Annotated in this window: 21 protein-coding genes; 20 read left to right on the top strand and 1 reads right to left on the bottom strand. The window is 42.3% G+C overall.

Going from position 1 to position 17,488, the window contains the following annotated elements; all coding sequences use genetic code 11:
* The first annotated feature begins 4 nt into the window (after window positions 1-4).
* The 11 genes from mreC (at window position 5) to GPK60_RS13955 (ending at window position 9,396) form a co-directional block, all read left to right on the top strand.
* The gene (gene mreC / locus GPK60_RS14005) at window positions 5-958 is read left to right on the top strand and encodes a rod shape-determining protein MreC (protein ID WP_022119782.1); all 954 of its coding nucleotides are present in this window, start codon (window positions 5-7) and stop codon (window positions 956-958) included.
* Window positions 955-1,473 carry a rod shape-determining protein MreD gene (gene mreD, locus GPK60_RS14000; RefSeq protein WP_147631481.1) on the top strand — a complete coding sequence of 173 codons (519 nt, stop codon included), beginning with the start codon at window positions 955-957 and terminating at the stop codon, window positions 1,471-1,473. The genes mreC and mreD overlap by 4 nt, the downstream gene beginning before the upstream one ends.
* Window positions 1,466-4,429: a penicillin-binding transpeptidase domain-containing protein gene (locus GPK60_RS13995; RefSeq protein ID WP_173865609.1), complete on the top strand. Its 2,964-nt coding sequence runs from the start codon at window positions 1,466-1,468 to the stop codon at window positions 4,427-4,429. Before mreD ends, GPK60_RS13995 begins: the two co-directional genes overlap by 8 nt.
* Before the next feature lie 20 nt (window positions 4,430-4,449).
* Window positions 4,450-5,142: a septum site-determining protein MinC gene (locus GPK60_RS13990; protein ID WP_215660785.1), complete on the top strand. Its 693-nt coding sequence runs from the start codon at window positions 4,450-4,452 to the stop codon at window positions 5,140-5,142.
* Window positions 5,120-5,287 carry a hypothetical protein gene (locus tag GPK60_RS13985; RefSeq protein ID WP_215660783.1) on the top strand — a complete coding sequence of 56 codons (168 nt, stop codon included), beginning with the start codon at window positions 5,120-5,122 and terminating at the stop codon, window positions 5,285-5,287. The genes GPK60_RS13990 and GPK60_RS13985 overlap by 23 nt, the downstream gene beginning before the upstream one ends.
* A complete protein-coding gene (gene minD, locus GPK60_RS13980; protein ID WP_022119777.1) occupies window positions 5,280-6,080 on the top strand; it encodes a septum site-determining protein MinD in 801 nt (266 codons plus the stop codon). The genes GPK60_RS13985 and minD overlap by 8 nt, the downstream gene beginning before the upstream one ends.
* Before the next feature lie 6 nt (window positions 6,081-6,086).
* Entirely contained in the window at window positions 6,087-6,338 is a 252-nt protein-coding gene (locus GPK60_RS13975; RefSeq protein ID WP_022119776.1) for a cell division topological specificity factor MinE, read from the top strand.
* Complete coding sequence (locus GPK60_RS13970) at window positions 6,307-7,410, top strand: FtsW/RodA/SpoVE family cell cycle protein (protein WP_173865611.1); 1,104 nt, start codon at window positions 6,307-6,309, stop codon at window positions 7,408-7,410. The genes GPK60_RS13975 and GPK60_RS13970 overlap by 32 nt, the downstream gene beginning before the upstream one ends.
* A 30-nt stretch (window positions 7,411-7,440) precedes the next feature.
* Window positions 7,441-7,836: a methylglyoxal synthase gene (gene mgsA / locus GPK60_RS13965; protein ID WP_022119774.1), complete on the top strand. Its 396-nt coding sequence runs from the start codon at window positions 7,441-7,443 to the stop codon at window positions 7,834-7,836.
* Window positions 7,836-8,900: a serine hydrolase gene (locus tag GPK60_RS13960; RefSeq protein WP_252191416.1), complete on the top strand. Its 1,065-nt coding sequence runs from the start codon at window positions 7,836-7,838 to the stop codon at window positions 8,898-8,900. The genes mgsA and GPK60_RS13960 overlap by 1 nt, the downstream gene beginning before the upstream one ends.
* A 76-nt stretch (window positions 8,901-8,976) precedes the next feature.
* On the top strand, window positions 8,977-9,396 hold the full coding sequence (locus tag GPK60_RS13955) for a hypothetical protein (RefSeq protein WP_022119772.1): 420 nt from the start codon (window positions 8,977-8,979) through the stop codon (window positions 9,394-9,396).
* Between the two features lie 118 nt (window positions 9,397-9,514).
* On the opposite strand, the gene GPK60_RS13950 is transcribed toward GPK60_RS13955, so the two are convergent.
* Entirely contained in the window at window positions 9,515-9,730 is a 216-nt protein-coding gene (locus GPK60_RS13950; protein ID WP_022119771.1) for a DUF378 domain-containing protein, read from the bottom strand.
* Between the two features lie 141 nt (window positions 9,731-9,871).
* Here GPK60_RS13950 and GPK60_RS13945 point away from each other — a divergent pair, with 141 nt between their 5' ends.
* The 9 genes from GPK60_RS13945 to dtd all read left to right on the top strand — a co-directional run bounded on the left by GPK60_RS13945 (window position 9,872) and on the right by dtd (window position 17,426).
* The gene (locus GPK60_RS13945; RefSeq protein WP_022119770.1) at window positions 9,872-11,383 is read left to right on the top strand and encodes an HlyD family efflux transporter periplasmic adaptor subunit; all 1,512 of its coding nucleotides are present in this window, start codon (window positions 9,872-9,874) and stop codon (window positions 11,381-11,383) included.
* A 40-nt stretch (window positions 11,384-11,423) separates the two neighbouring features.
* Window positions 11,424-12,116 (top strand): YggS family pyridoxal phosphate-dependent enzyme, encoded by a 693-nt coding sequence (locus GPK60_RS13940; RefSeq protein ID WP_022119769.1) that lies wholly within the window; start codon window positions 11,424-11,426, stop codon window positions 12,114-12,116.
* 22 nt (window positions 12,117-12,138) lie between these two features.
* Window positions 12,139-12,750 carry a cell division protein SepF gene (locus tag GPK60_RS13935; RefSeq protein WP_022119768.1) on the top strand — a complete coding sequence of 204 codons (612 nt, stop codon included), beginning with the start codon at window positions 12,139-12,141 and terminating at the stop codon, window positions 12,748-12,750.
* Between the two features lie 10 nt (window positions 12,751-12,760).
* Window positions 12,761-13,555, top strand: a complete 795-nt coding sequence (locus GPK60_RS13930) for a YlmH/Sll1252 family protein (RefSeq protein WP_215660780.1) — start codon at window positions 12,761-12,763, stop codon at window positions 13,553-13,555.
* Between the two features lie 67 nt (window positions 13,556-13,622).
* The gene (gene aroB / locus GPK60_RS13925; RefSeq protein WP_147631486.1) at window positions 13,623-14,738 is read left to right on the top strand and encodes a 3-dehydroquinate synthase; all 1,116 of its coding nucleotides are present in this window, start codon (window positions 13,623-13,625) and stop codon (window positions 14,736-14,738) included.
* A gap of 18 nt (window positions 14,739-14,756) precedes the next feature.
* On the top strand, window positions 14,757-15,269 hold the full coding sequence (gene lspA / locus GPK60_RS13920; RefSeq protein WP_022119765.1) for a signal peptidase II: 513 nt from the start codon (window positions 14,757-14,759) through the stop codon (window positions 15,267-15,269).
* Between the two features lie 20 nt (window positions 15,270-15,289).
* Window positions 15,290-16,201: an RluA family pseudouridine synthase gene (locus GPK60_RS13915; protein ID WP_022119764.1), complete on the top strand. Its 912-nt coding sequence runs from the start codon at window positions 15,290-15,292 to the stop codon at window positions 16,199-16,201.
* 135 nt (window positions 16,202-16,336) lie between these two features.
* Entirely contained in the window at window positions 16,337-16,969 is a 633-nt protein-coding gene (locus GPK60_RS13910) for a cytidylate kinase-like family protein (protein WP_173865614.1), read from the top strand.
* A gap of 7 nt (window positions 16,970-16,976) precedes the next feature.
* The gene (gene dtd / locus GPK60_RS13905) at window positions 16,977-17,426 is read left to right on the top strand and encodes a D-aminoacyl-tRNA deacylase (RefSeq protein WP_022119762.1); all 450 of its coding nucleotides are present in this window, start codon (window positions 16,977-16,979) and stop codon (window positions 17,424-17,426) included.
* Window positions 17,427-17,488: the final 62 nt, after the last annotated feature.

Here is a 17,488-nt window from a genome sequence, read left to right as displayed (position 1 = left end):
TGCAATGAAAAAAAAGATGAATGATTCAGGAAAAAGCAAACTGGTACTCACAATTCTGACAGCGGTATGTGTCGTTTTGATCATTCTGTCTTTTACGACAGATGCAGTATCCGGGCCACTTCATTATGTCACAGGAGTGATCACGCCGATCCAGAGTGGAATGAACGCAATCGGCACATGGATCTCGGACAAGGGAGAATACCTGTTCCATACAACAGATCTGCGAAGTGAAAATGCCGGACTGCAGAAAAAAGTGGACGAGCTGACCGCAGAAAACAGTAATCTGCTGCAGAATCAGGATGAGTATGAAAGATTAAAAGATCTGCTGGATCTGAAAGATGAATACAGCAACTATCCGACGATCGCCGCACGCATTATCGCAAAAGATTCCGGAAACTGGTTCAATGTATTTACGATCAACAAAGGGTCGAAAGACGGGATTCAGGAAGATATGAATGTCATTGCAGACGGAGGTCTTGTCGGGATTGTAACTTCGGTAGGATCAAACTGGGCGACTGTTCGTTCAATCATAGACGATTACAGCAACGTCAGTGCCGAGATCAGCTCCACTTCCGACAACTGCATCATTGCCGGTAATTTGAAACTGATCGATGAAGGCAAGATTAGCCTTGTGAAGCTGACGGATGCGGATAATAAGGTGACAGTCGGTGACAAAGTGGTGACATCAGAAATCAGTAACCGCTTCCTTCCGGGGATTCTGATCGGTTATGTCAGCGAGATCGGGATGGATTCCAATAACCTGACAAAATCAGGAAGCATTACACCGGTTGTTGATTTCAGACATCTGCACGAAGTGCTGGTCATTACACAGCTGAAAAATACCGATGAGGCACAGAAAGATATCCAATCTCAGGCACAGAGTGAGACAGAGATGATTCTGGAAACAGAAACCGGAAAACAGACAGAAAGCAGTAAGCAGGCAGGAGGAGAACAGTGAAACGCAGAGTCATAATGATTATTTTGATCTTACTGACATTTGTTCTGCAGACGACATTGATGCAGACATTTGCCATTGCATCCGTCTCCCCGAATCTTCCGATCATCCTGACGGTTTCTTTTGCACTGATGCGTGGAAAACGCGAGGGGATGTTTGTGGGTGCATTTTTTGGTATCCTGATGGATATTTTTTACGGACCGGTGCTGGGATTTCATATGCTCCTCTTCACCTATGTCGGATACTTCAACGGTTTCTGTTATCGCATTTTTTATGATGATGATATCAAGATGCCGGTACTTCTGATCGCATTCAGCGATCTGGTCTATGATCTGGTGGTTTATCTTTTTCAGTTTTTCTTTCGCGGAAGGATCAGCCTGTTCTTCTATCTGAGAAGGATCATTATACCGGAAGTGATCTATACTGCACTGATCACGCTGGTTGTATACCGCCTGCTTCTGGCATTGAACCATAAACTTGAAAAGGCAGAACAAAGGAGTGTAGGTAGCTTTGTTTAATTATGTTAAAAATTCACTGTCCAAACTGATAAAGTCCAGGCTGATCGTTCTGGTTGTCCTGTTTGCATTGCTTGCAGGCATACTGATCCAGCGTCTGTATACCATGCAGATCATCAACGGTGAAAAGTATCTGACGGATTTTACCATGCAGATCAAAAAAGAAACAACACTGAAAAGTACGCGGGGCAATATTTATGACCGCGACGGAAATGCGGTTGCATACAACAAGCTCGCATATAATGTCACCTATGAAGATGTAGGCAGCTATGATACGACAAGAGAGAGAAATCTTGCGATGAACGGCAGCCTGTATCAGATCATGAAAGTGATCGAAGATGGCGGTGACCAGGTTTATACCAACTATGCGATCGACATTGGAAGTGACGGCCAGTATGAGTTTACAAGGGAAGGCTTTAATCTTCTGCGTTTTCGGGCAGATATTTTCGGATACGCAGATACGGAAGATCTGAAAACCGATGAGAGAAACTGTACGGCAGAAGAGATGATGCAGACACTTTCTACGAAAAAATGGTACGGAATCGACCTTTCCGTTTACACGGAAGAAGAGCTGCAGGAGTACGGCCTTCCATCCAGTTTTACAAAAGAAGAGCAGTTAAAGCTGACTGCACTGCGAAGTGCGGTTGCACAGAACAGCTATCAGAAGTATGTGACGACTACGATCGCAAAAGATATTTCTAAAGATACGGTTGCTGTTATTATGGAAAACAAAGACCGCTATCCGGGCGTGGATGTGGAAGAAGATTCTATCCGGGTTTATGAGGACGGTCTTTATATGGCACCACTGATCGGTTATACCGGTCAGGTTTCCGCAGAAGAACTGGAAGAACTTAATGGTGAAAACGGAAACGGTCAGTACAGCAGCAGTGATATCGTCGGAAAGTCCGGACTCGAGAAGTATTTTGAAAAAGAGCTTCGCGGACAGAACGGAACAAAAACGGTTTATGTGGATAACCTTGGAAAAGTATTGAAAGAAGATTCTGAAGTTGCACCGCAGGCCGGAAATGATATCCATCTTACCATTGACCGCAATCTTCAGATCGCAGTATATAAGATTCTGGAGCAGTATATTGCCGGAATTGTATACAATAAGATTTTTGATGCCGAGAAATTTGATAAAGACAGCATTTCATCAGAGGATGACATCCTGATCCCGATCTACGATGTGTATTACAGCCTTTTTGAGAATAATGTGCTGGATGCAGATCATCTGGCTTCTGACGATGCAAGCGATAATGAAAAACGTATCTACAGTGAATTTCAGAGCCGGGAAGAAGAGATTTTCTCTGAAATACGGGGTCAGATGACATCCTCTTCAGCAACGGCATATCAGGATCTTTCCGAGGAGATGCAGGTATATGAAAGCTTTATTGTGGACGATGTTCTGATCGAAGGAACAGAAGTCCTTGATAAAGACAAGATCGATACCAATGACGAGATGTGGACAAAATGGAGCAATGACGGATCCGTCAGTCTGAATGAGTTTTTAAGTTATGCGATCTCCAAGAACTGGATCGATATCACAAAAGTAAACAGCGATACTACATACCTTGACACCAGTGAAATCACAGGTGCACTTGCCGATTATGTGACGGACTATCTTTCAAAGAGTGATGCATTCAGCCGCCAGGTATATAAATATATGATACAGAATTATCAGATCAGCGGAAAGGATATCTGTCTGCTACTGTTTGATCAGGGTATTCTGAAGATGAATGAGGAAGATTACAGTGCTCTGGAAAACGGAGCAGTTTCGGCTTATGATTTTATCATGGCGAAGATTTATTCTCTTGAGATCACACCGGCAATGCTTGCACTGGAGCCGTGTACCGGTTCAGCCGTGATCACCGATCCGGACAACGGCGATGTTCTGGCATGTGTTACATATCCGGGCTATGATAACAATCGTCTGGCAAACAATATGGATGATGATTATTTCTATAAACTGAACAGCGACAAATCTTCTCCGTTCTATAATAAAGCAACGCAGGAAGTGACAGCACCTGGTTCTACGTTTAAAATTGTGGCGGCAACTGCAGGTGTGATGGAAGGTGTTGTAGGTGCCTATGATACGATCAACTGTACCGGAAAGTTCCAGCTGATCCCTCCGGATGTAAACTGCTGGATCTATTCAGAAAGATATAAGAGCGGATCTCATGGTCCTCTGACTTTGTCACAGGCGATCACGGAATCCTGTAACTTTTATTTCAATACAGTCGGTTATATGCTTGGAAAGACCTCGGATTTTACCAATCTTACACCGGAGACCGATGCGGATGGAAATGTCGTACAGTCTTCCACTTATAATGACGCACAGGCGATCAGCACACTTACCAAGTATGCTGCAATGTATGGTTTTGATGCCAATACGGGCATTGAAATAGATGAGACAGCACCGCATGTTTCCACTGCGGATGGTGCCAGAACTGCAATGGGACAGGCAGGCAATACCTTTACGACCAGTCAGCTTTCACGTTATGCGGCAACGATCGCAAACAATGGAACCTGTTATGATCTGACTCTGCTTGACCGTATCACAGACAGCGATAATAATACGCTGGAAGAGCCGGAGCCGGTTGTGCACAGCACTGTGGATCTTTCGTCAGATCTCTGGGATGTGATCCATTCCGGTATGAATGGAGTTTATCAGAATAACGCCGCATTTACGGACATAAAGAGTTCTTTCAATATGGCCGGAAAGACAGGTACTGCACAGGAGAATCAGGACAAACCAAACCATGCACTCTTTATCGGCTATGCACCGTATGATACACCGGAAATTGCCATGGCAGTGCGTATTACAAACGGCTATTCTTCCACGAACGCGGCGTCCGTTGCAAAAGATATTGTAAGTTATTACTTTAAACTGAAAGATGAAAGCGATATTATTACAAATACTGCAGCAAATGTAAATGTAAGTAACAGTTTTGCGGACTAACAGTCGGGGGAGGCGAGCGTATGAACCGTAAATCCGTGATCATTAAGAGTAATAAATACGGCCTGACCGTTATCTTGGATGACAAGATGCCGTTTCAGGAACTCCTTCTTGACATTGCGGATAAATTTCAGGAATCTGCCAATTTTTTCAGAAATGCAAAAATGGCTGTGACATTCCGTGGAAGAGTACTGAACCGGGAAGAAGAACGGCAGGTGATCGAGACGATCGTAGATCACTGCGGCATCCATATCCTCTGTGTGGTGGATGAGGACGCCGTCAGTCAGGAGCATTACCGCAGGATTTTAAATGCGGCACTGGAAGAGCAGGAAAAAGTGGATGGCCTGTTTTATCGAGGGACTCTTTCAAATGGCGAAGTCCTGGAAACAGAGACAAGTGTGGTGATTCTTGGAGATGTACATTCTGGTGCCAAAGTTGTGTCAAAAAGCAACATTGTCATACTCGGATCCTGTCGCGGCAGCGTTTACGCGGGAGCGACGGGGGATCGCAACTGTTTTATTGCCGCCTTTGTGATGAAACCGGTTCAGATCCGTATTGCCGACAAAGCTGCACGCAGTGCAATCACCAAATATTCGGATCAGACAGAATACAAGCCGGAACCGAAAATTGCTTATATAAAAGAAAATCATATCCATGTGGAACCTATGAGCCAAGATACATGGGATGCCGTTTATGGGTCAGCAGAAGAAATCTAAAAATAACTGTGAAGACACAAAGCAGTTCACAATGTACACAGGACAAACGGCCAAAACGCCGGAACAAATCATTTTCGTTGAAAAGGCTGTGGGACAATCACAAGTTCGACTTGAAAAGATTTATGGAGGAATGTGTAATGAGTGAGATTATTGTGGTAACTTCCGGAAAAGGCGGTGTCGGAAAAACAACGGTGACTGCGAATCTCGGAGCAGGGCTGTCTATGCTCGGCGGACGAGTCGTTCTGATCGATACAGACATTGGCCTTCGCAATCTGGATGTTGTTATGGGACTGGAAAACCGGATTGTTTACAATCTGGTTGATGTGATCGAAGGAAACTGCAGGCTGAAGCAGGCGTTGATCCGGGATAAAAACAATCCCAGTCTGTTTCTTCTGCCGGCTGCTCAGACAAGAGATAAATCCGCGGTGACTCCGCAGCAAATGAAGAAGCTTACGGATGATCTTCAGGAAAAGTTTGATTTTATCCTTTTAGACTGTCCGGCTGGGATCGAGCAGGGATTTTTCAATGCGATCGCAGGTGCAAAAAGGGCGATCGTAGTGACTACGCCGGAAGTTTCCGCTATCCGTGATGCAGACAGGATCATAGGTCTTCTGGAAGCAAATGAGATCGATCGCATTGATCTTATTATCAACCGGCTGCGGATGGGCATGGTAAAGCGTGGTGATATGATGTCTGTGGAAGATGTTGTCGAGATTCTTTCCGTAAATCTTCTCGGGGCGATTCCGGATGATGACAGCGTAGTGATCGCGACTAATCAGGGCGAAGCACTTGCTGCATCGGAAAGTCTGGCCGGACAGGCATTTTCCAATATTTGTCGCCGGATATATGGTGAAGCGGTTCCACTTATGGATTTTGAACAGAGGGATGGATTCTGGAGACATCTTGGCGAGCTGCTGAAAAGAGGAAGAAGGGAGTAAGTTAGATTGAAACGATTTCTTTTCTGTTTTCCACAGAGATCTGCTGTACTTGCCAGACAGAGGATGGCTTCCATTCTTTATATGGATCGCCTGGACTGCCCGGAAGATACGGTAAAATATCTGAAACGTGACATAAGAAAAGTGATCGAAAAGTACCTGAATATTGAAAATGCGGATGTCAGTATCCGCATGGATATCAAAAGAGAAGTAAGGCAAGGGGTTAAAGATGTTAAGACAATACAAATTGAAAGATTATAAATTCAGACTGGTTCTTTGGGTTTTGATCCTGTCAGTAATCGGTATCATGGTGATCGGCAGTGCGAATAGCAATTATCAGATGAAACAGATGATCGGTATGGGCGTCGGAATTGTTTTTATGATCATGGTGTCTTTGATGGATTATTTGTGGATCAGCAATTTTTACTGGATCTACTATATTGGCGGTCTGGTGCTTCTGATCGCAGTACGTTTCTTCGGAACAGAGGTAAACGGTGCAAAGCGTTGGATTGACTTTGGCGGTTTTAGCTTTCAGCCATCTGATATCATGAAGATTGTGGTAATCATCTTTTTTACTCGTTTTTTCATGAAGCATGAAGAGGATCTCAATAAACCTCAGACTATTTTAAAAGCTGTCGGACTGGTGGCGATCCCATGGTTCCTTATTTATAAACAGCCGGATTTGTCTACCAGTATCGTTGTGCTTCTGATTTTCTGCACAATATATTTTATTGCAGGCTTGAGTTCTAAAATAATCGGTGGTATGATACTGATATGCATACCGCTTGTAGTCATCGGAGCGATGCTTGTGACACAGCCGGATCAGAAGATTCTGAAGGGGTATCAGCACGATCGAATTATGGGGTGGCTTCAGCCTGAAAAATATCCTGACATTTCTTATCAGCAGACAAACTCTAAAATTGCAATTGGTTCCGGCCAGCTTTATGGCAAAGGGCTGAACAACAGTGATGTCAATTCTGTAAAGAACGGTAATTTTATCGCAGAACCGCAGACAGACTTTATTTTTGCAGTTGCAGGAGAAGAGCTTGGATTTTTAGGCTGCTGTCTGATCGTTGCACTGGAATTTCTGATCGCACTGGAGTGTATTATGGTCGGGAAAAATGCAAGGGATGTTTCCGGGACGCTGATATGCTGCGGCATGGCGGCTTTGATTGCATTTCAGAGTTTTATCAATATATGCGTTGCGACCGGCCTGATGCCGAACACCGGACTGCCGCTGCCATTTGTAAGTTACGGACTGACATCACTGATCAGTCTTTACATTGGGATTGGCATGGTTCTGAATATAGGACTGCAGGTACGAAAATATTAAAATGGAGAAGATACAAAGGAGGTCTGATTTATGAATATAGGACTTATTGCACATGATTCCAAAAAGAAGCTGATGCAGAATTTCTGCATTGCCTACAGAGGAATATTATGTAAAAATGAATTATATGCAACAGGAACGACAGGAAGGCTTGTGGAGGAGGTTACCAATTTGAACGTCCACAAATTTCTTGCCGGACATCTGGGAGGAGAACACCAGATGGGAGCCCAGATTGAGAATAATCAGATTGACCTTATGATTTTTCTGAGAAACCCGATGGGAGCAAAACCACATGAGCCGGATACGAAGAATATCTTTCGACTCTGTGACATGCATAATATCCCACTTGCCACCAATCTGGCAACAGCAGAACTGCTGATAAAATCCCTCGACCGAGGAGATCTTGAATGGCGGGAGATGTACAAATAATGGAATCAACAGGAAAAAATACAAGACGGGAACGCAATCGTCGCACACCGGTACAGCCGCCGAAAAAAGAACATAAGATCAGCCTGATGAAGGTTGGCATTTCGTTTCTTATCGTGATAGCACTTGTTCTCGGCTCCGTTTCCGTAGTAACAGTGATCAAAAACAGAGAGATTCACCTTTCCAATCTTTACGACAAAAGCAATGCGGTTTTTGGGATAGAGAAAGTTCAGTTCAATGCCAACAGAGCGGCTGCTTTTTCTGAAAATCTGTGTGTACCGGATGGAACAGAAGACGATTCTTCCTTAAATCTTACCTCAGGAGCAGCTGGTTCTTTTGATCTGGCATCCGGGGAAGTAGACTATGCACAGAATATTTTTAACAAGATGTATCCGGCAAGTATCACAAAAGTCATGACGGCTCTTGTGACTTTGAAAAACTGCAGCCTGGATGAAACCGTAACAGTTGGAGAGGAATGTCAGGATATTGAAAGCGGATCCTCCGTCTGTATGATCGAGCCGGGAGATCAGCTTACCGTTGAGCAGCTTTTATACGGTCTGCTTTTGAATTCCGGAAACGATGCTGCCATGTCTTTAGCTGTCTATGTCGGCGGTACCGTTGACAATTTTGTCAATATGATGAACGAAGAGGCGGCATCTCTTGGAGCGACCGGGACACATTTTGCAAATCCGCATGGTCTTCATGACGAAAATCATTATACAACGGCATATGATATTTATTTGATGTTTCAGGAAGCATTAAAGTATGATGCCTTTCAGGAAATTATCGGTTCATCTGAATACTATAGTATCTTTATCCGCGATAATGACAAGTATGGTATCATGTGGCAGTCAACGAACTATTATCACATCGGAGAGGCAACTCCGCCTCAGGATGTAGAGGTGATCGGCGGTAAGACAGGTACTACGGATGAGGCCGGAAGTTGCCTCTGTCTGCTCGCAAAAGATAAATATGGGGATTCTCATGTCTCAATTATCCTCAATGCAGGTGATAAAGAAACATTATATGCCGAAATGAATAAATTATTGTCTAAAATTAACAATTAAAGGTTGTAATTTTTCTAAATATACACTATAATCAACATATAATATTTAGGTCGCCGGACTAAAGGAGGAGATTATAATGATACAGATCATTGCAGGCAAAAAGGGTAAAGGAAAAACAAAACATCTGTTGGACAAAGTAAATGCAGAAGTAAAAGAAGTGCACGGAAATATTGTTTATCTCGATAAGAGTTCTAAACATATGTACGAGCTGAACAACAAAGTTCGTCTGATCGATACTTCAGAATTTGGTTTGTCAAGCAGTGATGGATTTATCGGATTTATCTGTGGCATTATTTCACAGGATCACGATCTGGAGCAGATGTATCTGGACAGCTTTCTGAAAATTGCCAAACTGGAAGATGCAGATATCACAGAGACCATCGATAAACTGGATGAGCTGGGCGAGAAATATAATATAACTTTTGTTTTAAGTATTTCTCTGGATGCAGATGATCTTCCAGAAAATGCAAAATCAAAAGTCATTGTATCTTTATAAGCGAAAAGCTTTGATTTTCTATGGATGCAGCAAGCAATCTTTGCAGGCAGGACGGTTTTCCGTCCTGCCTTTCTAATTCAGAGGAAAGGGTTCTGTAAAATATTTACACTGAAAATCTTTATCTGGCATCATCAACCTGGCAGATGCGTCCGTAAGTACTGATCAGATACAATCCTGACAGACCGACCAGTGTATAAATGATCCTGGAGAGCCAGCTCATGTCTCCAAAGAGGAAAGCGACCAGGTCAAAGCGGAAAATGCCGATCAGTCCCCAGTTGATCGCTCCGATAATAGAAAGTGTAAGACAAGTATAGTCCAGTCCTTTTACATTCATATATTTTAACTCCTTTCATCGTTTATCTCTATTTTTTCCTGAAATTAAATATTTATTCCATTGTTTCTGAAACAAGAACGTGGTAGAATGATATCTGTTCAAAAATTTCTCAGCTAAGATGAAAATAAGGAGGCGTATTGGTTGATTGCAAAAAAGAATAGTAAGAAGATTGTAAAGTATAAAAAATATATTGGCATAAATATTGGTACACTGCTGTTTGGAATTGTATTTGTTTATATGATGGTCTGTATCGTCATGTATCTGACTTCGACGCACATTGCACCATATGAAGTAAAAAAAGGCAGTCTGTCCGGAAATTATAAATATACAGCACTCGCACTGAAATCAGAAACAGTTGTAGAAGCACCGGAATCCGGAGCTGTTACTTACTATGCAAGAGAAGGAACAGAAATCGGTAAAAATGGTGTGATCTGTTCTATCAACGAAAACGGAACAACAAGAACAGAACGGACATCGGCATCATCACAGACTACAGAGTCAGCATCGCTCACAGAAAGTACGGAATTGTCTGAAAGTACAACAGAAAGTTCCGCTGAGACAGAAACAACGACTGAAAGTACAGATGAAAAAGAGGATGCATTGCAAACTACAGATACTTCCGAAAGCGGAACACTATCTGCCGCAGATGCAAAAAAACTGTGTGCTGCGGCTGCCGGATATGCGTCTGCTTTTTCAGGTCAGAACTTTCAGAAAGCATATGATATGAAGGCGGATGTAGAAAGTGCCGTTTTAGATCTCTATACAGAAGATGTTTACGGAAATGCAGACGAAGGCAGTTTGTTCAATGTATGTCGAACGGATGGACCTGGTATTGTGGTTTATTCGGTGGATGGCTTTGAAGATGTAAAGGCGGAAGATGTGACAACTGATATGTTTTCTATGAAGGCATATCACAAAGAAAATCTTCGTCTGAACGGAACAGCCAAAAGTGGAGATCCGTTATATAAACTGGTGACAGAGGATAACTGGTCTCTGATTCTGCCAATTGACAATAAAATTGTTTCCGAACTGACGGATCAGAGCTCTGTTACGATCCGTTTTCTGAAAGATGGTACAACGGCAGATGCTACAGTGTCGGTTGTTCAGAACAAGAATACCTATTTTGCAAAGCTGGATATGGATCATTCTGTTGTGCGTTTTGCATCGGATCGCTTTCTGGATATTGAATTACTTTTAAATAAGAAGAGTGGATTGAAAATACCAAAAACTGCAATCGAACAGCGGAATTTCTATATTATTCCGCAGGAATATGTGATTTCCAATAACGATGACAGCAATGAGGTTACAGTTCTGGTGGAAACCTATACAAACAGTGGAAAATCAGAACAAAAATATAAAACAACAACGGTTTACGAAAAAGTGGATGATAACTACTATGTGGATATCAATGAATTTTCAGAGGGCGATTATATCGTTCGGAAGAATTCCAGCAACAAGTATCGAATCGAAGAGACTGCATCCCTTCAGGGAGTCTATAATATCAACAAAGGTTATGCTGTTTTCCGTGAAGTGACTGTGATCGCAGAGAACGAGGAATACTGTATTGTGGCAGATGACGATACGTTTGGACTGGCACAGTACGATCATATTGCACTGGATGCGGATACGGTTTCCGACGATCAGCTGTTATGATCCTGTTTACAGAGAAAAAGATAGTGGAGGTATAAGAAACATGATAAAAGAAAATTTGCAGGAAGTAGAGAGACGTATCTGTGAAGCTTGTAAGAGAAGCGGAAGAGACCGCAGTGAGGTACAGTTGATCGCCGTCAGCAAAACAAAACCGGTGTCGATGATCGAAGAGGCCTATGCGGAAGGAATTCGCAGATTTGGAGAAAACAAGCCGCAGGAGCTGCGTGACAAATACGAAGAAATGGAAAAAGATATCAAATGGCATATGATCGGTCATTTACAGAGAAATAAAGTAAAATATGTGGTAGGGCGTGCAGCTCTGATTCATTCCGTGGATTCTGTCCGACTGGCAGAGGCGATAGACCAGGAAGCGGAGAAAAAAGGAATTGTGATGCCGGTTCTGGTGGAAGTAAATGTTGCATCAGAAGAGAGTAAGTTTGGTGTTCGTGTAGAAGAATGTGCAGATTTCATCGAAAACATTGCCAAAATGGAGCATATTTCTGTAGAAGGACTGATGACGATTGCACCTTTTGTAGAAAACGCCGAGGATAATCGCAAATATTTTGCAAAATTAAGAGAATTATCAGTTGACATATCAGCCAAAAACATAGATAATGTTAATATGCGTGATCTCAGTATGGGTATGACCGGAGATTATGAGGTTGCAATCGAGGAAGGTGCTACCATGGTTCGAGTCGGAACAGGTATCTTCGGAGAACGCAATTACAATTTGTGATAAAAGCAGATAGGAGAACAAAATGGGAGTATTAGATAGATTCTTAAATGCCATGAAACTGAATGACAATGATGGATTTGATGACGATGACTTTCTGGATGACGAAATGGATGATTTCGAAGAAGAAGCTCCAAAAAAGAGATTCTTCAAAAAGCAGAATGAAGAAGACGATTTAGGTGATCTGGATATGGATGAGAAAGTGCCTTCCGGAAAAGAAAAGAGCAAGGCAAAATCTTTCCAGAAATCCGGAAGCACTTCTTCTCCTCGTCCGTACAGTACATCATCTGCAAAGACCAGCAACTCCGGTAAGATTTCTCAGATGCGTACGACAAAAAAATCCGTTGCCGGAATGGAAGTATGTGTAATCAAACCGCGTTCTATGGAAGACACAAGAGAGATTACCGATACACTGCTTGCAAATTGCACAGTTGTACTGAATATGGAAGGTCTTGATGTTGATATTGCACAGAGAATCATTGATTTTTCATCTGGTTCCTGCTATGCAATCGACGGTAATCTTCAGAAAGTCAGCAATTTTATTTTTATCATTACGCCATCCGGTGTGGAAGTTTCCGGAGATTTTCAGGAAATTTTGAATGGTGTTGATATGCCGTCTCTTGGAAACAAGTTTTAGGAGAAAGTAAATGGATAAGATGGAGGAACGCACAAGGCAGCGTATCCTGGATCTGGCAAATCTGGCAGATCGAAGAGGAATCATCACTTACACAGATTTTATGAATCTGAATGAATTAAATATTTTTCACAGCACGGTCGGAAAGATTCCATTTGTTCGATGGAAACTTTTCGGCGGTTATGCAAAAGCAGAGCGTCAGTTGGCAGCGTTTATCCCTGATGCTCTTTATTTTCGTTATGATTTTTCGCAAAAAGGCGATTCGGATGAAGATGCTATACCATTTCCAATCGTATGTCTTCAGATCAGGCCCCTGAATCTGAAATTTGCAGAGAAACTTTCACACAGAGATTATCTTGGAGCCATCTTGAATCTGGGCATAGACCGTTCGGTTACCGGTGATATCCTGATTGACGAGGAATGTGCCTATCTTTTCTGTATGCAGAAAATAGCAGATTTTCTGTGTGATAACCTGACACGGATCCGGCATACAACGGTTTTATGTCAGGTGTTTGAGGGAGAAAGAAAAGAAATCCCACTGCGTACGGAAAAAATAGAAGGAACGGTTGCTTCTGTACGTCTGGATACTCTGCTTGCCCTAGCATGGAAAACTTCCAGAAGCAGTCTGGTCGGAATGATTGAAGATGGCCGCGTTTTTGTAAATGGAAAATGCATTACTTCAAATGGATATCATGTAAAAGAGAATGATCTGATATCAGCCAGAGGTATGGGAAGATTTGTATACGAAGGCATACTTTCACAGACCAAAAAGGGACGTTACCTTGTAAAACTTGAAAAATATGTTTAAACAGCTCAGCGATTCTGGAAAATCGGATTCCGCATGTATTCGATGAATGGAACAGGAGGTAAAAACAATGGATACTACAAAATACCGCACACAGATACCGGTTAAAAAAGATGGGATTTTTGCCTATGAAATTTATCTTGAAAAAGATTTTGGGATGCTTGCAGAGCGTTTGAAGGTTTGTAAGCCGGAAAACCGAAGGTTATGTATTGTTACCGATTCTACCGTGGATCAATATTACGGAGATCAGGTAGAAGAAATTCTTGCATCCTGTGCAAAGGAAGTTACCCGCTTTGTTTTTCGGGCAGGAGAAGAAAACAAAAATCTCAATACTGTGCAGGATTTGTATGAGCATCTGATCCTGCATCATTTTGAACGAAAAGATATGCTGGTTGCTCTTGGAGGAGGCGTTGTTGGGGATCTGGCCGGTTTCACTGCAGCGACTTATCTTCGAGGCGTTGATTTTGTTCAAATTCCGACAACACTGCTCTCACAGGTGGACAGCAGCATTGGCGGTAAGACAGGCGTGGACTTTAACTGTTATAAAAATATGGTCGGAGCCTTTCATCAGCCAAAACTGGTGTATATGAATCTGTCTGCCCTGAAGACGCTGACAGACGAACAGTTTGCCTGTGGCATGGGAGAAATCTTAAAACATGGCCTGATCAAAGATCAGGGATATTATGAGTGGACAATCTGTCACAGACAGGAAATAATGGAACGCAGTTTGGAAGTTCTGGAAGAAATGATCTCCAGAAGCTGTGAGATCAAACGTGATGTAGTAGAGAAAGATCCGACAGAAAAGGGAGATCGTGCACTTTTGAATTTTGGACATACACTTGGACATGCCATTGAAAAGCTAAAAAACTTCTCTTTGATGCATGGACAATGTGTAGCACTTGGAAGTCTGGCTGCTTCCTATCTTTCCATGAGGCGTGGACAGATAACAGAAGCAGAGCTGACTGCGATCAAAGAAGCGAATATCGCTTTTGGTCTTCCGGTATCTGTTGAAGGAGTGACACCGGAAGAGGTTGTGGCAACAACACGTTCTGATAAAAAAATGGAAGCCGGAAAAGTAAAATTTATTTTGTTAAACAGTATTGGAGATGCCTGTATTGACAGAAGTGTTACCGATCAGGAGATGGAAGATGCGGTAAAATATCTTGAAAATATCACGCTTCTGTAACAGAGAAAGGTTAAGATTATGAAAAAAGGATATCGGACTATTGTTGCAGTTGTCTCGCTGTTTCTGCTTGTTCTTATAGACCAGGTCACAAAATTTGCTGCGGTAAAATGTTTAAAAGGAAAAGAAGCATTTTCGCTGATTCCGGGTGTTTTTGAACTGCAGTATCTTGAAAACAGAGGAGCGGCTTTTGGAGCACTGCAAAATCAGAGATGGTTCTTTATACTGATTGTTATTTTTGTGCTCGCAGTACTTTTATGGTGCTTCATCCGTTTTCCGAAGGAAGCACATTACCGTCCGCTTGCAGTGCTGGCTGTTTTTATTGCGGCAGGTGCGATCGGAAATATGATCGACCGGTTGCTTAACGGCTATGTCATTGATTTTCTGTATTTTTCGTTGATTGATTTTCCAATCTTCAATGTTGCAGATATTTATGTGACGGTCGCTATGGTTGTATTGTTTATATTGATACTGACAATTTATAAGGATGATGATTTTCATTTTCTGAAACTGCACGGATCAGAAAAAGCGTAAATCAGATTGCAGGAGAAACTATGCAGGAACTGATATTATTACCGGAAGAAGAATCGATTGGTGAGCGTGCAGATAAATATCTGGCAGTTCAGCTTCCGCAGTATTCAAGGAGCTTCTTTCAGAAACTTTTCAAGGACGATCAGATACAGATTCAGAACACGCCGATCAAGGCGAGTTACCGCATTACCGGAGAAGAAGAAATCGCACTTACAATCCCGGATGCCCAGAAGCCGGATATTGTTCCGGAAAACATTCCGCTGGATATTCTGTATGAAGATCAGGATCTCCTTGTGGTAAACAAGCCGAAAGGCATGGTGGTACATCCGGCTCATGGTCATTACAGCGGAACACTGGTCAATGCACTGATGTATCATTGTAAGGACAGTCTTTCCGGAATCAATGGGGTATTGCGTCCCGGTATTGTGCATCGAATTGATATGGATACCACAGGCTCTTTGATCGTCTGCAAAACGGATATGGCACACAAAGTGATTGCAGCACAATTAAAAGAACATTCTATCCATAGATGTTACCGTGCCATTGTACATGGTGTGATTAAAGAAGATTCCGGTGTGATCGATGCACCGATCGGAAGAAATCCCACCGATCGAAAGAAGATGGCGATCAATGAGCAGAATGGAAAACGGGCGGTGACGCATTTTAAGGTATTAAAACGTTTCCGACAGTTCACGTATATTGAATGTGAGCTGGAAACCGGCCGTACACATCAGATTCGTGTTCATATGGCTTCTCTACAGCATCCGCTTCTCGGAGATTCGGTATACGGTCCGGCAAAATCACCTTATAAACTGCAAGGACAGACACTTCATGCGATGACCATCGGGTTTATTCATCCGTCTACCGGAGGATATATGGAGTTTTCAGCTCCGTTGCCGGCATATTTTGAGGAGTTGCTTCATAAACTTCCATAAAGTACAGAAAATGCAGAAATTGTTTGTAAGATTCAAAAAATGCTTGTAAATTGTCTACTCAATGATGTATAATCACTCTTATAAGGAGAAGAAATACGGCAGATTTTATCTGCCAGAAAGAAAGGGTGGTTCTATATGACATGTAAATCAATTATTACGATCGGACGACAGTATGGAAGCGGCGGACATGAGATTGGCCAGAAACTGGCAAAAGAACTTGGAATAAAATGTTATGATAAGGAACTTCTCGACCGTGCTGCAAAAGAGAGCGGAATCTGCCAGGAATTGTTTGAGCATCACGATGAAAGGCCGACGAACAGTTTTCTATATTCCCTTGTAATGGATACATATTCCATGAACGGGGCAGCATCCGGATATACCGAAATGCCTTTAAATTATAAGGTTTTTCTGGCTCAGTTCAATGCAATCAAACAGATTGCAAAGGAAGGTTCCTGTGTTATGATCGGCCGTTGTGCGGACTATGCACTGGCAGATTTTGATAACTGCATCAGCATTTTTGTGCATGCCGATATGGATAAACGTATCAAGCGTATAGCATCAAAATATGCATTGACAGAAGCAAAAGCACGTGATCAGATTCTAAAAACTGATAAAAAGCGTGCCAGCTACTACAACTACTATTCGGATAAAAAGTGGGGAGACGGTTCCAGTTACAATATGTGCATAGACAGTGGAGTATGCGGTATTGACGGAACGGTTCAGCTTATCAAAGACTTTGTTGCATTAAAAGAAAAAATAAAAGGATAAAATACATATGAAGTTTGTTATACAGAGAGTTTCCAGAGCAAGTGTTTCCGTAGATGGAGCTGTTATCGGAAAGATCAACAAGGGTTTTCTGGTACTGATTGGTATCGGAGCAGAAGACGGAAAAAAAGAAGCAGATCTTCTGGTGCGGAAAATGTGCGGCCTTCGTATCTTTGAAGATCAGGATGGAAAGACCAATCTGGCTTTAAAAGATGTGGATGGTGAGCTTTTGCTCATTTCTCAGTTTACGCTTTATGCAAACTGTAAAAAAGGAAATCGCCCAAGTTTTATTGAGGCAAAGAATCCGGAAGAGGCGAATGCATTGTATGAGTATATCATTGCAGAATGTAAAAAGCAGATACCGGTTGTTGAGACGGGAAGCTTTGGAGCAGATATGAAAGTAGAACTGCTGAATGACGGACCATTCACGGTGATTGTGGATTCAAAAGAACTGATGTAGATCAGACTGGATTTGTCAAAAATAAAAAACACAAGAAAAGCAGAAAGAAAAAGAAGATTTCA

The sequence above is a fragment of the Ruminococcus sp. MCC718 genome (assembly GCF_018783905.1).
GTDB lineage: Bacteria > Bacillota > Clostridia > Lachnospirales > Lachnospiraceae > Hominisplanchenecus > Hominisplanchenecus faecis.
This window is presented reverse-complemented; position numbering and strand designations above follow the sequence as displayed.